Source organism: Bacillus sp. FSL L8-0099, from assembly GCF_038006385.1.
GTDB lineage: Bacteria > Bacillota > Bacilli > Bacillales > Bacillaceae_G > Bacillus_A > Bacillus_A toyonensis.
Map to the genome: position 1 here is coordinate 243304 of NZ_JBBOVC010000003.1, position 19107 is coordinate 262410.

Below are 19107 nucleotides of genomic sequence, written 5' to 3' on the forward strand. Positions count from 1 at the left end.
ATTATCTCACCTTTTTTCGAGTAAGAATCTTCTTGATTACTTGCATCCCTCTAGCATTCATATCTACAGCATATTTTTCTGGTATCCATAATAAGTACATACCAACTTGCTCACAATACTCTAATAGTTGATTATATAACTCATCTTTAAAAGTAACACTTCCCCCACCGTATACACATAAAATTTCAGCTTCACTGGCGGTATTGCTTACATACTTTTCACTTGTATCTTCTAAGATAAGTTCAGCTTGTTCTACTTTTGTAATATTAAAGTACCCAGTTGCTTCTTCATAGTATTTATGATCTGGATCTTGAAGGATTTGTGAGAATTGTTGGCGTTTAATGTTTGTTCCACGTTCTTGGTTTAATAGCTTAACAGCTTCTTCTGTAGCATGCCCAACTCCACGTCTTTCGCCGCTACAAGCATCAATGACTGGATTTACACCGACTGTGTATATATACTCAGTTGTTCCATCTCCAATGTCGCTATGTAAGATTTTTTTGTTCTTAAAGAAGGGTTTTTCAACTGTCTCTACTTCAAGTTTGTCTTTATATAGTTTAATAAAATCACTAAACATATCCTCTTCGCCTTCAAGGATTGCATATAAAGGAGGAACGCCTTCCTGGGTAATGTTTGCACTGTTAAATGTTAAGCTGACTGTTACTTGTTCTTCCCCTACATAAACAACTACAACATGATTTGAATTAGTAAAACGTTGCTCTAGGTGTTTTGCATTTACTGGTGTCCATTGGCTTGCTGGAATAGCTGAAATAAGATCAACAGTCACATTAATTGATTGTGGTAGTTGTTCAGTTCTTTCCCACTCAAGCTGAACGGACTTATTTGCAATTAGTCCTAGCATATTAATTAACGGCAAATCATCGTTATATTTTTGACCTACTTTAATGTTCATGTTTTTTGGGTTCTTCCCTGTTAGCATCGCTCGATTACCAATAAAGTACATACCAGATCTTCTAATTGATTTACTAGCAATATTTACAAACATATTGTCTACTAGATTAATCACATTTTTTTGAGTGTTTGTTTCTGTTACATTTGGCATTGAGTAAACGCTTTGATATACGTTTTTCATTTTTATGTATTCACCATTAATGTAACCTTTAAAAGAATCGTTCCCAATATCGCCTTCAATGTCTATATGAAGAGTTTTCCCTTTTGAATTCTTCATTATACATCACCTCTATAAAATTTATTTTTTATTTATATTTAATAAATATATTATACCTTAAAATTAGAGTGATTACAAGGTTTTGAAAGGAATTAACCTTAATTAAATATCTATTAGATATAATTTAAATATAAAATTAATATTTAATAGAATTTGTTTGAATTTAATAGTTAATTAATCAGGTTTTTATATAAAATAAATATAAATTAGATATTTATTTTATATTTATTAGAACTAGGTTCAATTCGTTTGCTAGATTAATTGTTTTTTTAGTTAATTGTATCTTTTGTAAGGCATTTATATAAACCTTGGAGAAGTTTTCTATATGAGTTGAATGAATTCCTTTAAGATATTCTTAGGAATTAAAGTTAGAATTAATAGTTTAAATTATAATCTTTTTAAGAGAATTTGAAGTTTTCGAGGATGTATAAAATCCGCTAACAGACAAACGTTATCGAAGTGTTAATTTGGTGTTTAATAATACATAAACGCTATACGTTATTATGGCGTTTATCCCTTTAATAACAACGTTTGTAAGGTTTTTGTTAACGAATAATAAAGTTGTTTTAAAAATAAAATAGTTGTTTAAAAACAGGCTGTAAAATCGGATTTTTACAGCCTGTTTCTTGTATATATATAGCTAGAATAAAGCATGTTTGGATTTCAAATTATACTCTATCTTTATCGTTTTCCGACAGAAGACTCCTTCCTCAAAAATGTGAAGGTGTGAAACACCAATTTTAGGTGGGAGATGAATGTCGGTTGGCATAGGCCAACCTGTTTGCAATCATTTACTTGTACAGATTGCTCTTTGAAAACTGAAGATGTGAGGTTGGTTGCAGAAGAACGTTGCAACCGTAAAATCTTTAACGTTCTATCGCCCACACTTGCCGAAGTTGCGAAAACCAAGCTAAAGTAGGGAGTGTGGTGAATCAACGTACAAGATACTTTATGTTCTCACCGTAGGGACTACGGGTAGAGCCTGCTAAGATAACTGTTGGATAATTGGTGTTCGCAGGAATCTCCCACTTCAAACAGTCCGTTAGGACGTTAAGTGGTGAGTAGTTCAAAAACATCCATTACCCTAAACGTTTGAGAAATTAGCAATAAGTCTGGAGCAAAAGTAAGTCCATACGGGCTTAATTCCCAAGTGAGAAATTCAACACGCTCACTATACCAATAATCATAGCTTAAATCACCTGTACCCTCAGATCTGGAAAGATCACTTGTTACTTCATTCATTTTTAAAAAATCAATCTCTGTATATTTTATAATTGCTAATCGAGTATTGTCTCCAGCCAATACAATATCGTACTGACCAAACTTTTGAATTTCCTTTCCTTCAAGCCCGTAAACACAATGTGCAGCGTATGTTCCTGTTTTGATTCCTTTAACAATTAAACTTCTTAATTCATCTCTCATCTTCTTGGAATCATCTCCAAACACCTATGCATCTGGAACACTTATGTTTAACTCATTTTCTCTCGCGTGCATATGCCAATATTCTTCTATATTATTAACTGATATTAGTCATTCATCCCTATAATCTATCAATATTTTAGAAGAACATGTAAGCCATTAAATAGATTAATTTAGGATGTTTTGCTTTCTCTGATCCATGTATATAATGTGAGTTCACAGTTTACATAATAACATTCGGCATGACCCTCTAGATTTAGTGTAATAACTGATAGACAGCTTAAGTTATAGTGTCCAAAAGTAATAATGAAAGCATTAATTAGAGCGAGTAATTTGTATATGAACCAACCTACTTATTTAAGTTAGAATTCATTTTTTAGTAAATAAAGTATTTAGTTGGATCTGAAAGTTTAATACTTCCAAGAGGATGTGATGTTTTAGAGAATGTAACTACCCCCCCTAAGTCGTAAACGTTATCAAAGTGTTATTTTAGTGTTTAAGAATACGTAAACGCTATCCGTTTTTGTAGCGACTATCCCTTTCATATCAACGTTTATGAGGTCTCATCTATTTAGAGGGATGCGACTTGTACTAAGATTGCTTAGAGATAATGATAAAAGATTTGTTGGTAAAGCTGAAAGTTGAGGATCAAAAAGCTTTGTTTGTGAAATTTAGGGACGCGTTATTTTAAATTTGTAGTTTCATTTAAAATAAGCTAGCATTCTATATTTGTAATAAAGAAACGTAATTTAAGTATTCAATATATAATTTCATTACAACAAGATTAAAATGAATACAGAATGAACGCTTGTGAAGTGGTAAATTAACGTTCTAATGAACGTGAACGCTATGCGTTCACGTTCATTAGAACGTTAAACCCATTGTTTTATGGGGGTAAGGCATTCTTACTTAAGTTCCATGATATGAAAATATTAAGAAGTTAGGGCGTTACAGCGTCTAACCAAGATTCCCGAAAAACTGATGGAATTTTGATGATTTTGAAAATAACGATCTATACATTGATATTAATTAATACCGATTATTTTTGGGATTCATAGGTAAGGCCAAAGCAATATATAAATACTTCTAATTGTTGAAATGGTGGAAGTACCTTAAACGCAATAAAATTGAAAGTAACACTCTAAATTTTATACAAAATTAAATTTAAATTTGAGTTGAGGAATAACTATATAGAATTAAAGTATATAAAAATTAAAATTTGTCGTGAACGCTAGGCGTTTATGGTGCGTTAATCCCTTGATATTAAAAGGATTAAGATGACTTTGATATGTTTGAATTAAGAAAAGTAATTAAGAAAAGGTTGAGAAAAAGACAGGGTTTTTTGGCTTTTTCAACCAATAATATTATAATTGAAATTAAGTGTTTTTCTCTTTATTATACTTAGGCGATATGTATGAACTTTAGTAAAAAAGTATATGAACTTTTAATGAGTATTAGTTAGATGTATATTAGTAAATATACGTTTTACTTTTGAAGTTAAATAAGTATTAAAGACAGACATAAGAGGAATTCTTTTTAATGATGTATATTTAGCCTTGTGAAGGTGATTTGAAAAATAAAAAAAAGCGGTAATTACCGCTTTTTTTATTTGGGAAATGTGTTTAAAAGAAAATCGCCCAATTATTTTCGATTGAACAAACGTTGAATGAACGTTTGTTTACTGTTATCTTGTTGTTCTTGGCGATCTTCATTTAACAATTGAATGGCTTTATCCAGTTTTTCCTGTAGTAACTGGATTTGTAAATCTTTTTCTTCCTTTTCTGAGCGTTCTTGTAATAATAAATTAATAATATCTTGGTTTTGTTGTACAATTTTTTCTTGCTGGTTAAACATATAGGAAAACTTATCTTGAATTATTGAAATATCTGTTTGTGAACGTTTCTGAAGTGTTACTTCAGTTTCATTTTCTTCCTGAACACTATCCGTTTTCGGGGCGTTTTCTTCGGTTGTCTCCATGCTTCGTGTAGCGGCCTCTTCTAATTTCCAGTTTTGATTTAGGTATTCCTTCATTTGTTTTAAAATATCTATATCATTTTCATAATAAATTCTTTGGTTACGTTCATTTCTTTCAAATATGTACTCCATTTTTTCTAGTTCAATTGACCATCTACGAAGTGTATTGGTGTTTATATCCAGTTGCTTTGCTACTTCTTGTGCAAAATATCCATATTCCAAACTTCACACCTCCATTATTTGTGTGTTAGATATTCTTTCTTTATTAGAAGGATCATTCCTCTAATAATAAAAATCTTTATTGGGCCATTCGGTAAGAAGCTTTACTACCTTTAAAATGTTTTCAGTGCAGCTACTTGTGTGCTAGATTAGTCTATGTATCTAGTATTAATGTTAATTAAATTATAAAGGTTATCCGTTTTGATAACGTTCACCTTTGGAAGTAAAAAGATATTTAGTAGACAATAGAATAACTAAAGAATTACTTAAAATTTTATTATTAAAAGTTTGTTTCCAATATAAGAATTTTACTAGATATATGTGCAAGAATCAAAGTTTTCATTAATAGAATTAGTATCCAGTTAATATTCTTTTAATTCAAAATACACAAAAATTAATGAAGGGGTGTATTGAACGCTATGCGTTTAAATAGCGTTTTACTAGTAAATAATAATACTCAATGTGAAATAGAGATACTTCTAATGGAATTTTTGTTCCTCAAAATGGCTTATAAGGTGTTTTAAACTTTTACATAATCTACAAAGTATTAGAGGTATTTAATCTTAAACAAAAATAATACTACAAGGTTATATTTAATAGTTTACGTTTTTTAGTATGGCCGATCTTTTTAAAGTACATTCAATAGCTAGTGAAATTCTTTAGAAGTGGGGGAGGAAGGGGAGGCATATAGATTCCATTTGAAATGAATAGATTCTTATCAGATTTTAGGGAAGCTGATTACAGGCATCTACATAATCATTTATATATTTTGCAAGTTGAATCGGATTCCCTAAAATTAGACAAAAGAGAAAGAATTCCAGAATGCTATATTAAATAAATCTTGTTTTAAAAAGTAAAACCAATAAAAACATTAGAAAAAATAATCATGCTTTTAAACTTACTCTAGCAAGCTATTCAGCTTTTTCACTTAGTAAATTTCAAGTTTAATTTGATAGTTAAAGAAGAGCTAACTATAAATATATTATGGTTAACTGTATACGTAGATTGCCTGGAACTTTATAAAAAAATCCTATAAGATGATTTGTATTTTGAAGTTTCTTGTGTCGAAAAATAGCAAGTTTATGACCGTTTATAAGAGGATATGACAAATAGCCTTGCTACGGTTGATTTTTTTAAGCAAGGCTACAGACTAGTATGATTTTTTAAATTTAATTACTTTCTTCTAAAAAATTATAGAAAACAAATTCTCTTTTTTTATTTAAACCATGCAGTGATTTTTCTAATGCTTTTTGATTTCTTCGTTCCCAGTTTTGTTTAGATTTTTGCCCAAACATTTTTATAAAATGTGCAGGATTGCTATTTTGAGCTTCATTGTATTGGAACCATTGCACACATTCTTCAAAATCCCATCTAGCATAGCGGTCGATATAATGTGGCATCCTTAAAGCAATTGTATATGCATCTTTTTCACTAAGATGATTTAGTTCATGGCTTAAAATGTAGTAATAAGCTTTTCTCTGATCCTCACTTAGATAGTCATCTAAATCTTGTAATCTGTTATGCTTTTCTTTTAATTCACAATCCTTATCTGATTTTTCTTGTTTATTTATGTCGAAAACATCTAAAGAATTAGACGAGACTTGTATATCATTCTTTAGATTTTCAGGATTGGCTACAAAATTTTTCTTAAAGAGTTTTTCACGTAGAAATTTAGTGAAAGTAGAGCACACATCAATTGCTAAAGCCCATTTTATCTTAAAATATTCAATGATTTTTAAATAGTTGTTATGTATGGTTAATATGTAAATTGAAGGGGCGATTTTACCATGTCTACGCACTTTAATTTGTTGGCATACGCCCAGATCTTGCAGCCATGTTAACACGTAGTTAATGACTGGTTTTGAAATGCCTGATTTTTTGCTGATGTGTTCTTGCCTAACTTGACTATAGCCTTCTTGTACTAAATAAGATAAAACATTCTCTAAGGCTTCATATTTTCTTTTGGTAAGATAATCTTTAGTGGTAACACCCTCATATTCTAGGACAATATTGTCAATGTAAGTAGTAACTTTTTTTATTGAATGATTAATAGCCCCGGTTTTCTTTGATAGGTGACTGATGTGAGGACTTAGTTCGGCTTTCGCTCGACTAAGTAAAAAGTTGTGCAATAACACAGAAAAACCCTCCTAAATTTCCCACCACAAATAAATAGGAAAACAGGGGTTTTATATTCACAATGTATGCACCTTATGGTATAATTTTAATATCAAGTATGATACTAAAGAAAAACACATACATTTGTAGTGTGAATCTAAAACCCTATCCAGAGGAGTTTTTAATTAGTTCGAAGTTTGCCGACCTAGACTAATTAAAAACCATGCGGTGGGGTTTTATTTTTTTATATAAATTTAATATAAGTAGTTTGTAATGCATTTGTAACTATTTTACACAGATTTTTTTGGAATATCAACTAAGAATAGGTTAAAAGTTAGAACAATAGTGCGATTAATTAACTGAAAATTAAGTTAATTATATAGAAATATAGAAAAATTTATAATGGAACGAAAGTTTCACCGATTTCTGTTAAGATATATTTACAGAATATTCTATATGTGCAAATCTTCCTATACATTAGCATTTCAAGGGGATGTGAGAGTATACCATGATATTAGATAGAATTCATAAAGACTTAAATGATAAAGGTATTACCAATAGGCAGCTTGCAGCAATATTTGATACTAGCCATTCTAAAATAAATGATTCATTTACTAAGAAAAGAGAGTTTGACTTTTATATTTTTACTGAAATATTGAATATGTTATATCCACATGATTATAATTTTAGAAAAACGGAAGTACTGAAATATTGTGAAGAAGCAAAACGTAAAGTGAATTTAAGAATTGCTTTTGAATATTTGGACATGTGTGGAGAACTAGATTTATTACAATATTTAATTGATAAGGAAAAAGAATCTAACAATAAACTGAATCGTAAATTTGCAAATGCTTATGAATTACTTCATTTACGAAATGCTGGGAACATGAATACACAAACTTTTTTAAAAACAGTGAAAAAGAAAATGGAACAGAGAAAGAGTACAGATGATATTAGCAAAATCCCAATGGATTTTTCACTAATTTACGCTTTTTTTGATCATCGAAATTATAATTTAGTAAGTGAATATACAAATGATTTATTATCACAAATTAAAAAAATGAAAAATCCATTTTTACGTTCTTCTTATGAATTACGTACCATGGAATTGCTTGCGACAAGTTTTCATAGGAATAACGAGCTAGAAAAGGCAAGGGAATTATGTAATAAAATGATAGCTAGACAAGGTAGAGTCGCCTTAATACCCAAAGCAACAGCATATTGTATCATGGGTGAGACATATATATTAAGCGATTATGAATTATCCAAGTACTACTTGGATAAAGGATTGCAACTTATGGTAGCCCCAAATAACAAAAAGATGTTCAAGAAAAAACAAATGATACAAACTACTCTAGATTTTCTTAACATACATTTTGAAAAGGATCTAGATGATATGAAACCAAAAAATCCGGCAGAACTTGCATATTTGTATGTCAAAAAAGGGATGAATCAACAAGCAGATAATCTTATTGAAGAAATCAAAAGGGAAAATGGTTTCGTGACACCGTTACAAGTATTCATTCAGGCTCTTGCAAGAGAAGATATGATTTTAATGAGGGATGCATTATTAGCATTTGAGAGAAATAACGACTTGTTCTATGCAGAACTTCCTAAAAATGTACTAAAATTGAAGTAGGGGTGGTACAAGTGAAAAATTGGACAAAGAAAACTTATTTGCTAATTACAATAACAGCATTAACAGTGCTCCCAATGCAAGGGAGTATTGCTAAAGTTATTCAATATATGATGGTAGATCCTGGTGGCGGCGCTGGGTGATAGGCTTGTTAAAAGATGACACTACAAAACATTGTAGTGTCATTTGTTATTTAAGGAGTGGAACATTTTTTAATAATTTGTAATGTTTCGTTCCACTAATGCAAAAAAATAGGAATTTATAAAATAAAATCTATCTTATAGGAGAGTGCCAATTTAATGAAAAAGAAAAATATATGTAAACAAGTTGATTATAATTTCTTGGTATCAGTGTTGTCACAAACAAGTGATTATGTTGGACTACATAGTAAATTAAAAACGTATATACAAAAAAATAAAAGTTCAAAGCCTATCCTAAGAAAGAGAGCAAATTAAAAAAAGAGGGAATTTATTTTTTATTTTTTTTAACTTTGTACCCAAGGAATTCTATGTATTCTAATAATCCTTTTTCTATCTCTAGACGTTCATCTTGGGAGATTGAATTAAGGTCTTCATATAATTCTTTTGCCAATCTACTTATTTCATTTTTATTAGAATCATTGTCATTTCCAACTAAATAGTCAACTGAAACACCAAAAAAGCGTGAGATTTTTACTAGCATTTCATAATTTGGCTCTGCCCCTGAATTTTCCCAATTGGAAATTGTTGTTTGTGCAATCCCTAATGCTTTTCCAAGAGCAGTAGCGCTTATGTTTTTTTTATTTCTTAATTCTCTTAATCTTTGTCCAAACATGATTTTCAGCTCCTTCTAACATTTTATGTGTTATTTTTTATAAAATCTAACTTGAATAGTGTTGACTTTAGGCTTAAAGACGAATAAACTATAAATAAGGTGGTGAGATATTTGACAGTTCTAAGAGAAATTCGTGAGTCAAAGGGTTATACAATTATAGAAGTTTCAAAAGGTTCAAAAATTCCTGCAAGCACTTTATACGATGTAGAATCAGGCAGAAAAGGTTTGATTTTTAGCAGAGCAAAAAGTATTGCGGATTTTTTTGAAGAACCAATTGAGAAACTTTTTTTTGCAACTTACTTTCGGGCAAAGTTGAAATAAACTATTTTCCCCAAAAATACTTATACAGTTATATTGTAAATGAACCTTGTAGAAAAGGTACAATTTTATTGTTATTTTTTAAGTTTTTAAATCTGAAATTTCTGATTTATAGTATTTCAACGTACATGTAAAAAATCGTATTAAATGAATATTAATTTAGCAGAAACCCATTCTTGTGAAATTAAAGAAGCTGGTCAAATTTTAACCACAAAAACTAGGAATACCACAACCAAAAGTAACCGAACAACTCTTTACTCCACACATGAAGCAACCACAACAAACACCAAAGAAAATTGAAATTTATCTTCCAACAACAGGCGGAAAAGCCGAAAATCCTTACATAAGATGGATCAGTCTTGCATGTGTTGTACTTGGCTTAATTGGAGCCGTATTTGCAGTTAGAATCTGTACGAAAGCTCAATCGTGATATAAAAGAATATGAACCTCATTTTAGTGATGTAGCTGAAAATCCGTTAGGCCTCGTTATTGGATGTCGGAATGCATGTTTACTCGTCATTCCCATTTGGACAGTTATTTTTTGGATAGAGAGCAAGATATAAGAAACCGAGAGGGAGATGATATGAGATGTCAGAAATCTACGTCGGTAAAATAAAAAATTTAGGGAAACTTGGGGAAGCCGTGATGCGGTGCAAGAATGCTTGGCTTTCTAAAGAACTTATACAAGGTATTTCAATCGCTCAAACTGTAATCAAGCTGAAAGAACGGTATGATTTCTGGATAGAATCCGCTACGAACTTACTAGCAGGAATTATTTTGTACTTAAATCAACGACATGGAGATTTCTATTATTTAGATTTAGAAAAGGTTAGGGAATTTGTACAACAAGCAAAAGAAAAAGATCCCTATCTTTTGGAGTTAAGTGAGTTATTGAAGAAAGATCATCCGGCCTATCAAATGTTTAGCGTATTAGCCTTATCAGCAAAAGAAACAAGGCAAGGCACAATCAGTACAATTTTACGAATTTTAGATGAGCAGCAAGAACAATATGAAAAATTAGAGAAACAGAGAGAGTATCTTGGGTTTCAGTACTAGTTATTAGTGGAAAATGAAATAGGAAGGAGTGCAACGTATGTTAGGTGTAGCTAAGAAGTATACAAAGTTGATTAGAGTGTTGAAAGAGCTGAATGAAAGGGAAAAGGTCGCAGGCGTGATAAAAGCTCGTTTTGGGGCGTATAAATCAGTCATAGAAGGTGTGAAAGAAACAACAGATGATTTTATTTTCATTTTTGATCCGAAAGGCAACTTTTATGAAGATACTCATCATAAAAAACGAAAACAAGGGTATCACACCATCAAACATGATTTACTAGCTGGTTATGAAACGCTTGAAATGGATGTAAAGCAAAAATCGGTTGTGTATATCAGTATCGAAACGGAAACAAGTACGTATCAAGAGAGAGGAGAAGCATTATCAAATTTTCTTCAATATCTAACAGAATGCAAGAATATAAGACCGATTCACCTGGTATTTCATCAATATGATTTGTACCCGATCCCTCATATGGAGCAGTTTTTAAAAGAAAGCGCAACATACCACATTCAGCATTCAATCGTAGTTGAATCTCAATCCGCATTACAGCACATATACGGAAAAGAAGCAGCGCAACGCATCATAACCTCGTATAACACAACAATCCTAGCATGATATCAAGCACTCGTTCACTATTTCATCCTATCTAGATGGCTAGAAAACTATACAAGGAAGAAGCATTTTTCTCCCTTCTTTATCCAAAATAGGAGGCGTTCATATGGGAAAAGAACAAAGGCTCACATTCTATGATATTGCCGCATCACAAGCTCATAGTGTTAAAACTTTTGATGGAAAAACATACGAACTGAAAGGAACTATCGCAATTGAAAGTACTACAGGAAGCATCGAAAAGGTAGCTCAAATTTATTATCAAGTGCGATCCGTCAGAGACGAACATCAAAATTTGATCGCAAAACGGAAACATAAACAATCGGAATTAGTAGCTGTAAAACAAAAGTGTAAATAAAAAAGCGATTTTGAAGTGTGCTGAGAACATAGCGCAAAACAAGTTGCTCTTTGACAATTTGAATATATATATTGCGTATCTTTTTCTTTCTGTAATGATGTAGAAGGATGATATACGGCTTTCAATATATATGCGTGCCTCCCTTCGAAAGGTCACTAGAGGGGATAGGTATACGATTATCGTTGGGTGAGTAAGATCGTAAAACTCATCTGTGACCACTGGGAAATGCATTGTATCAAAGACCTGTTTGTGTCAGTACTCATGAGGAATATCCCATTTTGACATTCTGAAGAAGCGAGGAACCATACAAACAGTAGATACATAGGGTTCTACGTTCATGCCAAAATACGTAGTGCGGTATTGGGCATATAGAAGCTAGGTCGGGGTTAGTTTCTATACGCATGCCAATACAGGGTTCGTCATTCCAGCCATAAATGATATTTCCATTTTCTATCCCACTTTCCTTTAAATGTTATAAAATAAAGACAGATGTTGAAGCTAAAATGTGTCTCATCACACTTCAAAATCGCTTATAAAAATATGACATAGGGAGGAAGTAGAAAAGATTGTTATTCTGTATAAAGATCGGTTAATTCGATTCGGGTATGAATTAATCGAAAACTTATGTGATAAATATGGAACGACTATTGAGGTCATTGACCATACTGAAAAGACCGAGGAACAAGAATTAGTAGAAGATTTAATTCAGATTGTCACTGTTTTCAGTTGTAGATTGCAAGGTAAAAGAGCCAATAAAGCCAAGAGGATGATTAAGGAGTTGATGGAAAATGATACTTGCGAGGAAAGTAAGAATAAGACCAAATAAAGAACAAGAACATCAACTTTGGAAATCCGTTGGAACAGCCCGATGGGCTTATAACTGGACATTAGGTAAACAAGAAGAAAATCACAAGCACGGTGGTAAATTTCTATCTGATGGCATCCTTCGTAAAGAATTAACAGTTCTGAAACAAACAGAAGAATATGTATGGCTATACGAAGTATCCAATAACATTACAAAGCAAGCGATCAAAGATGCTTGTGAAGCATATAAGCGATTCTTCAAGGGACTGGCTGATAAACCACGTTTCAAAAGCAGAAGGAAATCCAAGCCATCTTTTTACAATGATAATGTGAAATTGAAAGTTCGAAATAACGAAGTGTTGATTGAAAAAGTTGGATGGATGAAAACTTCAGAATCATTACCAGTCGATGTAAAGTATACGAATCCACGTATTCATTTCGATGGGAAGTATTGGTATTTGTCCGTTGGCGTAGAAAACGAGTGTCCCAAAATAGAATTAACAGATGTCTCACTAGGTATTGATGTTGGTGTGAAGGAACTGGCTGTTAGCTCGGATGGAGAGAAAAAGAAAAATATCAACAAAACACAAACAGTAAAAAAGGTAGAGAAACGCCTTCGTAGGTTGCAACGTCAAGTTTCTCGCAAATATGAAATGAATAAGGAGGGAAACCGTTTCATCAAAACCGGCAACATTATAAAAGTCGAAAAGAAAATACAACACTTGCATAGAAGGTTGACCAATATCAGAACAAATTATCTTCATCAAGTCACGAAAGATATCGTGAAAACCAAGCCATATCGAATCGTGATGGAAACCTTGAACATCAAAGGAATGATGAAGAATAAGCACTTGTCTAAAGCTATTGCAAAACAATGCTTATATGAGCTTAAGCGACAAATTCGATATAAAAGCGAAAAATACGGTATTGAATTTATTGAAGCTGATAAATGGTATCCATCTTCTAAGATGTGTTCAAGTTGTGGAAGCATCAAGAAAGATCTAAAGCTATCTGATCGCATATACAAATGTACTTGTAGTCATGTCATAGATCGGGATTTGAATGCAGCCATCAACTTGTCACGTTATGAATTAGTCAATTAACACCTAAACGTTATGGCTAATATGTAGGATGCGTTGTATCCGAATTTACGCCCTCGGAGAGTTATATCAAACGGTAGTAGCTTTGGCAAAACCGGACTCGTAGAACAGGGAAATAAACAAACTTTATAGACTTTTATAAGGTTTTGGCAACGGAACATGCATGAGTCGTAAAGGGTGGATCATTTCCGCTATTGTTGGACTATTAATTGCAATTGGTATTGGTTCAACATTTGTCTTTAGTTCGGGAAAAGGGGAAGTAATGGAACTTAGTCCGTTAGAAATGAAGAAGTTCATGAGTGAGGATGGCACAGGTTTTGTAATATTAAATAATGATAAGAAAACAAGAGCAGATATACTTTTTAAAGTCGAAAAATTAGCAAAGCAAAACAATATATTGGTTAGGGAATTATTCGGAGGTAGAGAGGATGTTCCAAGAACAAGTAATCAACATGACTTCGGCTTGTCACAAAAACGTGATACTCTAGCTTACTATGAAAAAGGAGAGTTGAAGAAATCAATAAAGTTTGAAGAAATTAAACCATCTGATTTTGAAAAAGAAGTTACCTACTTTGTTCAAAATTGCAAAGAACAATATCAGAAGTAATCACATAATCATTGAAAGACCTGTGGTGTGATGTCAAGTAGGTATTTTAGCGCTCAAACCATTAAAGCTAGTATTACAGCTTAAAAAAGGCAATAGGAAACTAGACCATTAATTGATTGTAAATTAATGGAATTAGAAAAGGGAGGAAATGTTGCTAGATATCATCTATCAACGCCCCTTCCTGGCGCGTAAATTTGGTTATTGCGTAGTAGCGCATCAACCAAACGCACAAATTTTCTTGCAGTTAAGAAGAGGGCACGTTTGTGCTTATGTTTAGGAACTTCTGCAGACTTTTTCGTATAGTAATCACGATATTCAGGTACATGACGTCTTACAGAGTTGGCGGCTTCAACTAGGTAATAACGTAAGTACGGATTTCCTGATTTTGTTAAGGATGTATTTTCTGCAGTAAAGCGACCAGACTGGTATTTTTTCCAGAAGAGGCCTGCATATTTTGCGATACGTGTTTCGTCGGCAAAGCGGTCAATTTGACCAATCTCAGCGACAATACCTGCCGCGAATACAGGACCTACACCCGGAATACTTTCAAGGGTCTGCGGTAACGTTGACATCAAGCTTTCTATACCTTTCTCAATCTCTTTAATTTGAGCTTGATAGGTGCGCATAATTTGAATAGAAGTACTTAGTAAGAGATCAATAGAATCTTCTACGACCTTGCTTAATCTATACGAACCTTTAACAGCTTTTTGGATGGATTTTGCAACGTCTTCTGGATTACCAAAACGCTTTTTTCCCTTTTCCTGAAGGAAAAGGACGAGCTCTTGTAAAGGCATTTGAGCTAGTTCTTCTAAACTAAATCGTTCTAAAAATAATTCCATCATAGCGTTTCCGAATACAGAGGATTCAACGTCTTGAGTAAATTGGCTGCATTTCAATCCTAGGTGTTGAAGAAAATGTTGTTTTTCTTTCGTTAAGGCATGTACGAGTTGATAGCGAGAACGAGTTAATTGTTGTAAGGCCATATACTGTTCTTCTTTTACAATAGACATTGTATGGCGACCAAAACGAACGTAGTCTGCAATGACAAATGCATCTATGGCATCTGTTTTATCCATTTCCGGATAGCTTTTTTTAAAATTAGAAATTTGTTTTGGATTAATCATAAATACCTGAGAACCGTAGGTTCTAAGTTCCTTGTCATTATGAAGGAACATGGCTGGGTGATAACTGTAAATGGATGTAGACTCTAATCCAATCTTAATGATTTTACAATTGGATTTAGAAGCTGTGTCTAGAATTTTTTTCTTTAAAATCAAAGCACCGGGTAAATCATTTGTAATAGTGAACGATTGTAAACAATCCCCTTCACCATTTAAAAAACAAATTTTTGCATCTTGAGAGCTCACATCTAAACCTACAAATAATTTCATGAGAAAACTCCTCCTTTCTTTTAGAATCACTGGAAACTGCCTTGGACGTCTGGGGATATCCCTAGTGTGATCGCTGACCAACATCCTCGTGTATAAGAACTTATTCTTACTCCAAAAGCCGCCCTAGCGCTACTAACAGCTAGGTTTGAAGTAAGGAGAACAGCCTGTGAGTAGGAAGCATAAAGCGAACACTGGGAAACAGTCTTTCCTTGTAGTTATATCTACAGGTGGTGAAGGAATTGTCCCAAATGATCCTTACTTTCATTATCTAGGAATATCCTCGGACGTCCAAGAGAATATAGATTAAATATGTCCGACAAAAAGTAGTTAAACATAATATACGAGGTGGTGATATAGTGGCGATTACACAGAGGGAATTAAAAAAAGAAAAAGATATGGTAGCAAACCTATTAAGAGCCAATGGTCAGGATTATAACCATTGGCTTCATTTACATCATCAGAAATACATTGAAGAAAATCAAGATTTAGTAATGAAAGCTTTACAAGCTTATAAAGTAATATCAACAGAAGTAAAAGAAGACAGCAAGGCGAATGAATCAAGTCAGCTTAGTAACGTATAAGCATTTAAAAATGAAAAGGGAGTGAATGTATATGTCAATGTTGGAAACATTATCTCAAATGTTAGTGTTAGGTGATGCGATGGATGGTCTAATTAATACAGGTAATTCTTTTATTGCATGGATGCAAAGAGGGGCAATGGTTAGTACAGCGATTGTATTTTGCTGGGGCGCTTACCTATTAATTTGGGGCGGTGAAAGAGGAAGACATAAATGTATTTGGTGGTTTCTTGGTGGGGCAGCCGGACTCGTTATTGTAATGGGATGCCAATACTTAGCAGAGAGCGTAAATAGCAATGTGAAATTTGGTCAAATCTTATTCACGTTTTTCTGGATGAAATAGTGAAAAAATATAATTAAGGCAATGAGGAGGCTATGCAAAGGGTATGGCTTTTTTTGTTGCCTTTTTTTATTAGAATTTGAATTTGATACAAAAAGGAGGCTGGATTATGGGGTTTATCGTACAGTCCTTTAAAGAGTTTTATAGTAATCCAGTAGGATTCTACTTGATCGTGACACTGATAACTATGTTAGCATTTACTGTTTGTTATTTTATTTTCATGTGTATGGTGTCAACTGAGCGAGCTTTTGATTTTTTAGGAAGATTGTTAAGAGACCTTTTACCATTAGCGTTTTTATTTGCTGTCTTCCTTGTATTAGGTTCTTTTGTGTACTATGCATTTTAAGATCAATCGAAATGAAAGTAAATATAAATCAAATGGAAGAAAGGAGAAGCCATGTTTGTCATTTTTAAGAGTAGCAATGGAACTGAAATTGATTCGGGTAAGCAATATTCGTTTCATGAAGCTTATATCTTAACGAAGCGATTAGAACGAGTTTATAGAGAGGCAGGGCGGCAAGAACATATTGATTTTGATTTGTTAGATGGTCATTCTAATGAAATTTATAACGGTACGTTATCGCTTGGTTCGAGATATGCAGATCACATTTTTGATCACATTTCTAAAAAAATGAATGTGATGCAATTAGATCCGGAACAAGAGGAACAAAAAAAGGAGCTGTTAGAAACGTTAGAAAGGGAAATCAATGATTCTCCTTTTCATGAAGAATATGAATATCAAGAAAAATTACCAGTAGGAAAGGAAGAAGCCTCTTCTAGTCCATCGAATGAAATAGAGCCACAAGTAAAGCCTGGAGAGGAAAATAGAAAAGGATTTAAGATTATTGCGAGTGTTATAGGGAGCATGGTGTTAATTGGAGCTGGTGCCATATTTACCTTTAAGTTATTCTCTTCCGATCCAGTTTCGAGTGCAAATGCTGGCTCTGAACAATATGTAGTAAAAGGATTACAACAGGCAGCCATTCAACAGTATGGAGAAGCCGTTAAATACTTCGATAAGGTCAATTACACAGAATTAGATAAAGATAGTCAGAAGGCAGTTTTATTTACTTATTTATTAAATGGAAAGGCAAATAAGGCGTTACAATATGAACCGAAATTTGCAGAAAGTGTGGTTGCTTATTTTATTGGGATAGACAACATGAATAAAATCAATGAAATTGATGTCAAAAATGATGTAATCGACTTTGAAAAAGCAGCACTTAATAAGAAATATGAGGAGGTAATCAAGCTTAAAGGGAAAGTCAATATGGACGGTAGACGTGAAAAACTCATTGTTGAAGCTTTTGTAAATCTAAAAAAATATGAAGATTGTTATTCTTTTGCCAAAACGCAAGGAAATAAAAACGTAATGAAAGAGGTCAAAGAATTAGAGAAACGAGATATTCAACAATCTACGATAAGTGAAGAAGAAAAGAAAGCTAAGAGTGAAAAAATTGATAAAGATATACAGAACATCTAAGGGGGAGAGAATAACATGCCTTTAAATTATGAGAATCTGTACAAAAAAATGGGGATTGTTTTTCTTGGTGGTTCGTTGATATTGAGTACGACAGGGTGTAGTTGGTTTGGAAATAAGGAATCATCAAAAAGTAAAACAGCTATTACAAAAAAGATAGATAAGAATAAGCCAGATGAAAAGAAAGAAGATCTGAACAAACATGATTTTGAAGCAATTACAGAGAATGCAATTCAGAGTAAGGATAATGAAGTTGCTTATGTACTCGAAGAGCTGGATAAATCAAAAATTAATTTTAAAGAAAAATCTATTGTAAGTAATCTTCAAAATGGGGATGAAACCACTTCTCGTGTTCTAGCACTCTTTGATAAAGAAACAACAGATAAAACACTTCAAGATACAACAAAAGATAATGTGATTGCAGCTATTACGGATAATAAGCCACAAGTCAGCGTGAATGGAGATCATTTTGCATTTGGCGATCAAAATATTGATTCTTCAGTAGCGAGTATAGGAGATATTCTTCCACCAGAGAAGAAACCAGATACAATTGTAACCCCACCAATTATAACGGAGGGTGAGGATGGTAATACGGAAAATACAGGGACAGAAAAACCAAAGCCACCTATAGAGCCGGAAAAACCAACAAATCCAGAGAAACCGACAGAGCCGGAAAAGCCAACAAATCCAGAGAAACCAACAGAGCCGGAAAAACCAACAGATCCAGGTAAACCAACAGATCCAGAAAAACCAACAGATCCAGAAAAACCAACAGATCCAGAGAAACCAACAGATCCAGAAAAACCAACAAATCCAGAGAAACCGACAGAACCGGAAAAACCAACAGATCCAGAAAAACCAACAAATCCAGAGAAGCCAACAGATCCAGAAAAATCAACAGATCCAGAGAAACCAACAGAACCGGAAAAGCCAACAAATCCAGAGAAGCCAACAGAACCGGAAAAGCCAACAAATCCAGAGAAGCCGACAGAACCGGAAAAACCAACAAATCCAGAAAAGCCAGTTCTGAAACAAAATGAAAAGATGGTAGCGAGTAAATAAAGAAAAAAATCAACTGATATTTTCAAAAAGGTACTCAAAAA

At 32.9% G+C, this 19107-nt stretch carries 20 protein-coding genes and 2 pseudogenes; 16 read left to right on the forward strand and 6 right to left on the reverse strand.

Annotated elements, in window-relative coordinates:
- Position 1: 1 nt before the first annotated feature.
- The 4 genes from MHH42_RS30385 to MHH42_RS30400 all read right to left on the reverse strand — a co-directional run bounded on the left by MHH42_RS30385 (position 2) and on the right by MHH42_RS30400 (position 6936).
- Positions 2-1189, reverse strand: coding sequence for a ParM/StbA family protein (locus MHH42_RS30385; RefSeq protein ID WP_340895332.1), 1188 nt, complete (start codon positions 1187-1189; stop codon positions 2-4).
- Positions 1190-2239: 1050 nt separating this feature from the next.
- Positions 2240-2611 carry an ASCH domain-containing protein gene (locus tag MHH42_RS30390; protein ID WP_097838235.1) on the reverse strand — a complete coding sequence of 124 codons (372 nt, stop codon included), beginning with the start codon at positions 2609-2611 and terminating at the stop codon, positions 2240-2242.
- A 1638-nt stretch (positions 2612-4249) separates the two neighbouring features.
- Positions 4250-4804, reverse strand: coding sequence for a MerR family transcriptional regulator (locus MHH42_RS30395; protein ID WP_000455700.1), 555 nt, complete (start codon positions 4802-4804; stop codon positions 4250-4252).
- A 1166-nt stretch (positions 4805-5970) separates the two neighbouring features.
- Positions 5971-6936 (reverse strand): Replicase RepFR55, encoded by a 966-nt coding sequence (locus MHH42_RS30400; protein WP_340895333.1) that lies wholly within the window; start codon positions 6934-6936, stop codon positions 5971-5973.
- A 488-nt stretch (positions 6937-7424) separates the two neighbouring features.
- Here MHH42_RS30400 and MHH42_RS30405 point away from each other — a divergent pair, with 488 nt between their 5' ends.
- The gene (locus MHH42_RS30405) at positions 7425-8555 is read left to right on the forward strand and encodes an AimR family lysis-lysogeny pheromone receptor (RefSeq protein ID WP_098056157.1); all 1131 of its coding nucleotides are present in this window, start codon (positions 7425-7427) and stop codon (positions 8553-8555) included.
- A gap of 11 nt (positions 8556-8566) precedes the next feature.
- On the forward strand, positions 8567-8695 hold the full coding sequence (locus tag MHH42_RS30410; protein WP_255258300.1) for a hypothetical protein: 129 nt from the start codon (positions 8567-8569) through the stop codon (positions 8693-8695).
- Between the two features lie 325 nt (positions 8696-9020).
- Here MHH42_RS30410 and MHH42_RS30415 read toward each other — a convergent pair whose 3' ends face one another.
- Positions 9021-9365, reverse strand: coding sequence for a helix-turn-helix domain-containing protein (locus MHH42_RS30415; protein WP_000467906.1), 345 nt, complete (start codon positions 9363-9365; stop codon positions 9021-9023).
- Positions 9366-9476: 111 nt separating this feature from the next.
- Between MHH42_RS30415 and MHH42_RS30420 the strand changes: the two genes are divergently transcribed.
- The 8 genes and pseudogenes from MHH42_RS30420 to MHH42_RS30455 all read left to right on the forward strand — a co-directional run bounded on the left by MHH42_RS30420 (position 9477) and on the right by MHH42_RS30455 (position 14215).
- A complete protein-coding gene (locus MHH42_RS30420) occupies positions 9477-9686 on the forward strand; it encodes a helix-turn-helix domain-containing protein (RefSeq protein WP_000217389.1) in 210 nt (69 codons plus the stop codon).
- 205 nt (positions 9687-9891) lie between these two features.
- Positions 9892-10113: pseudogene (locus MHH42_RS30425) on the forward strand (SpaA isopeptide-forming pilin-related protein); the annotation flags it as partial.
- A 158-nt stretch (positions 10114-10271) separates the two neighbouring features.
- Entirely contained in the window at positions 10272-10739 is a 468-nt protein-coding gene (locus MHH42_RS30430; RefSeq protein ID WP_001290356.1) for a hypothetical protein, read from the forward strand.
- Between the two features lie 37 nt (positions 10740-10776).
- Positions 10777-11352 (forward strand): hypothetical protein, encoded by a 576-nt coding sequence (locus tag MHH42_RS30435; protein ID WP_000901822.1) that lies wholly within the window; start codon positions 10777-10779, stop codon positions 11350-11352.
- A 103-nt stretch (positions 11353-11455) separates the two neighbouring features.
- Positions 11456-11704, forward strand: a complete 249-nt coding sequence (locus MHH42_RS30440) for a hypothetical protein (protein ID WP_097854443.1) — start codon at positions 11456-11458, stop codon at positions 11702-11704.
- Between the two features lie 553 nt (positions 11705-12257).
- Positions 12258-12530: pseudogene (locus MHH42_RS30445) on the forward strand (IS607 family transposase); the annotation flags it as partial.
- Complete coding sequence (locus MHH42_RS30450) at positions 12493-13611, forward strand: RNA-guided endonuclease InsQ/TnpB family protein (protein ID WP_097854444.1); 1119 nt, start codon at positions 12493-12495, stop codon at positions 13609-13611. The pseudogene MHH42_RS30445 and the gene MHH42_RS30450, both read left to right, overlap by 38 nt.
- Positions 13612-13771: 160 nt before the next feature.
- The gene (locus MHH42_RS30455; RefSeq protein ID WP_097854445.1) at positions 13772-14215 is read left to right on the forward strand and encodes a hypothetical protein; all 444 of its coding nucleotides are present in this window, start codon (positions 13772-13774) and stop codon (positions 14213-14215) included.
- 161 nt (positions 14216-14376) lie between these two features.
- On the opposite strand, the gene MHH42_RS30460 is transcribed toward MHH42_RS30455, so the two are convergent.
- Positions 14377-15606, reverse strand: coding sequence for an IS110 family transposase (locus MHH42_RS30460; RefSeq protein ID WP_340895337.1), 1230 nt, complete (start codon positions 15604-15606; stop codon positions 14377-14379).
- 166 nt (positions 15607-15772) lie between these two features.
- Here MHH42_RS30460 and MHH42_RS30465 point away from each other — a divergent pair, with 166 nt between their 5' ends.
- From MHH42_RS30465 to MHH42_RS30490, 6 genes are all read left to right on the forward strand, one after another.
- Positions 15773-15913 carry a hypothetical protein gene (locus tag MHH42_RS30465; RefSeq protein WP_014990590.1) on the forward strand — a complete coding sequence of 47 codons (141 nt, stop codon included), beginning with the start codon at positions 15773-15775 and terminating at the stop codon, positions 15911-15913.
- 49 nt (positions 15914-15962) lie between these two features.
- Positions 15963-16187, forward strand: coding sequence for a hypothetical protein (locus MHH42_RS30470; protein WP_097854446.1), 225 nt, complete (start codon positions 15963-15965; stop codon positions 16185-16187).
- Between the two features lie 31 nt (positions 16188-16218).
- Positions 16219-16527, forward strand: a complete 309-nt coding sequence (locus tag MHH42_RS30475; RefSeq protein WP_097854447.1) for a hypothetical protein — start codon at positions 16219-16221, stop codon at positions 16525-16527.
- A gap of 106 nt (positions 16528-16633) precedes the next feature.
- Entirely contained in the window at positions 16634-16870 is a 237-nt protein-coding gene (locus tag MHH42_RS30480) for a hypothetical protein (RefSeq protein ID WP_097854448.1), read from the forward strand.
- A 51-nt stretch (positions 16871-16921) separates the two neighbouring features.
- On the forward strand, positions 16922-18007 hold the full coding sequence (locus MHH42_RS30485) for a hypothetical protein (protein ID WP_340895342.1): 1086 nt from the start codon (positions 16922-16924) through the stop codon (positions 18005-18007).
- 15 nt (positions 18008-18022) lie between these two features.
- Complete coding sequence (locus MHH42_RS30490) at positions 18023-19066, forward strand: hypothetical protein (protein WP_340895343.1); 1044 nt, start codon at positions 18023-18025, stop codon at positions 19064-19066.
- The last annotated feature ends 41 nt before the right edge of the window (positions 19067-19107 follow it).

Excerpts from the sequence above, each read along its gene's own strand:
- MHH42_RS30405 (WP_098056157.1), top strand. The coding sequence starts at position 7,425 with ATGATATTAGATAGAATTCATAAAGACTTAAATGATAAAGGTATTACC.
- MHH42_RS30435 (WP_000901822.1), top strand. The coding sequence starts at position 10,777 with ATGTTAGGTGTAGCTAAGAAGTATACAAAGTTGATTAGAGTGTTGAAA.
- MHH42_RS30475 (WP_097854447.1), top strand. The coding sequence starts at position 16,219 with ATGTCAATGTTGGAAACATTATCTCAAATGTTAGTGTTAGGTGATGCG.
- MHH42_RS30430 (WP_001290356.1), top strand. The coding sequence starts at position 10,272 with ATGTCAGAAATCTACGTCGGTAAAATAAAAAATTTAGGGAAACTTGGG.
- MHH42_RS30450 (WP_097854444.1), top strand. The coding sequence starts at position 12,493 with ATGATACTTGCGAGGAAAGTAAGAATAAGACCAAATAAAGAACAAGAA.
- MHH42_RS30485 (WP_340895342.1), top strand. The coding sequence starts at position 16,922 with ATGTTTGTCATTTTTAAGAGTAGCAATGGAACTGAAATTGATTCGGGT.
- MHH42_RS30480 (WP_097854448.1), top strand. The coding sequence starts at position 16,634 with ATGGGGTTTATCGTACAGTCCTTTAAAGAGTTTTATAGTAATCCAGTA.
- MHH42_RS30460 (WP_340895337.1), bottom strand. The coding sequence starts at position 15,606 with ATGAAATTATTTGTAGGTTTAGATGTGAGCTCTCAAGATGCAAAAATT.
- MHH42_RS30385 (WP_340895332.1), bottom strand. The coding sequence starts at position 1,189 with ATGAAGAATTCAAAAGGGAAAACTCTTCATATAGACATTGAAGGCGAT.
- MHH42_RS30490 (WP_340895343.1), top strand. The coding sequence starts at position 18,023 with ATGCCTTTAAATTATGAGAATCTGTACAAAAAAATGGGGATTGTTTTT.
- MHH42_RS30455 (WP_097854445.1), top strand. The coding sequence starts at position 13,772 with ATGAGTCGTAAAGGGTGGATCATTTCCGCTATTGTTGGACTATTAATT.
- MHH42_RS30390 (WP_097838235.1), bottom strand. The coding sequence starts at position 2,611 with ATGAGAGATGAATTAAGAAGTTTAATTGTTAAAGGAATCAAAACAGGA.
- MHH42_RS30440 (WP_097854443.1), top strand. The coding sequence starts at position 11,456 with ATGGGAAAAGAACAAAGGCTCACATTCTATGATATTGCCGCATCACAA.
- MHH42_RS30415 (WP_000467906.1), bottom strand. The coding sequence starts at position 9,365 with ATGTTTGGACAAAGATTAAGAGAATTAAGAAATAAAAAAAACATAAGC.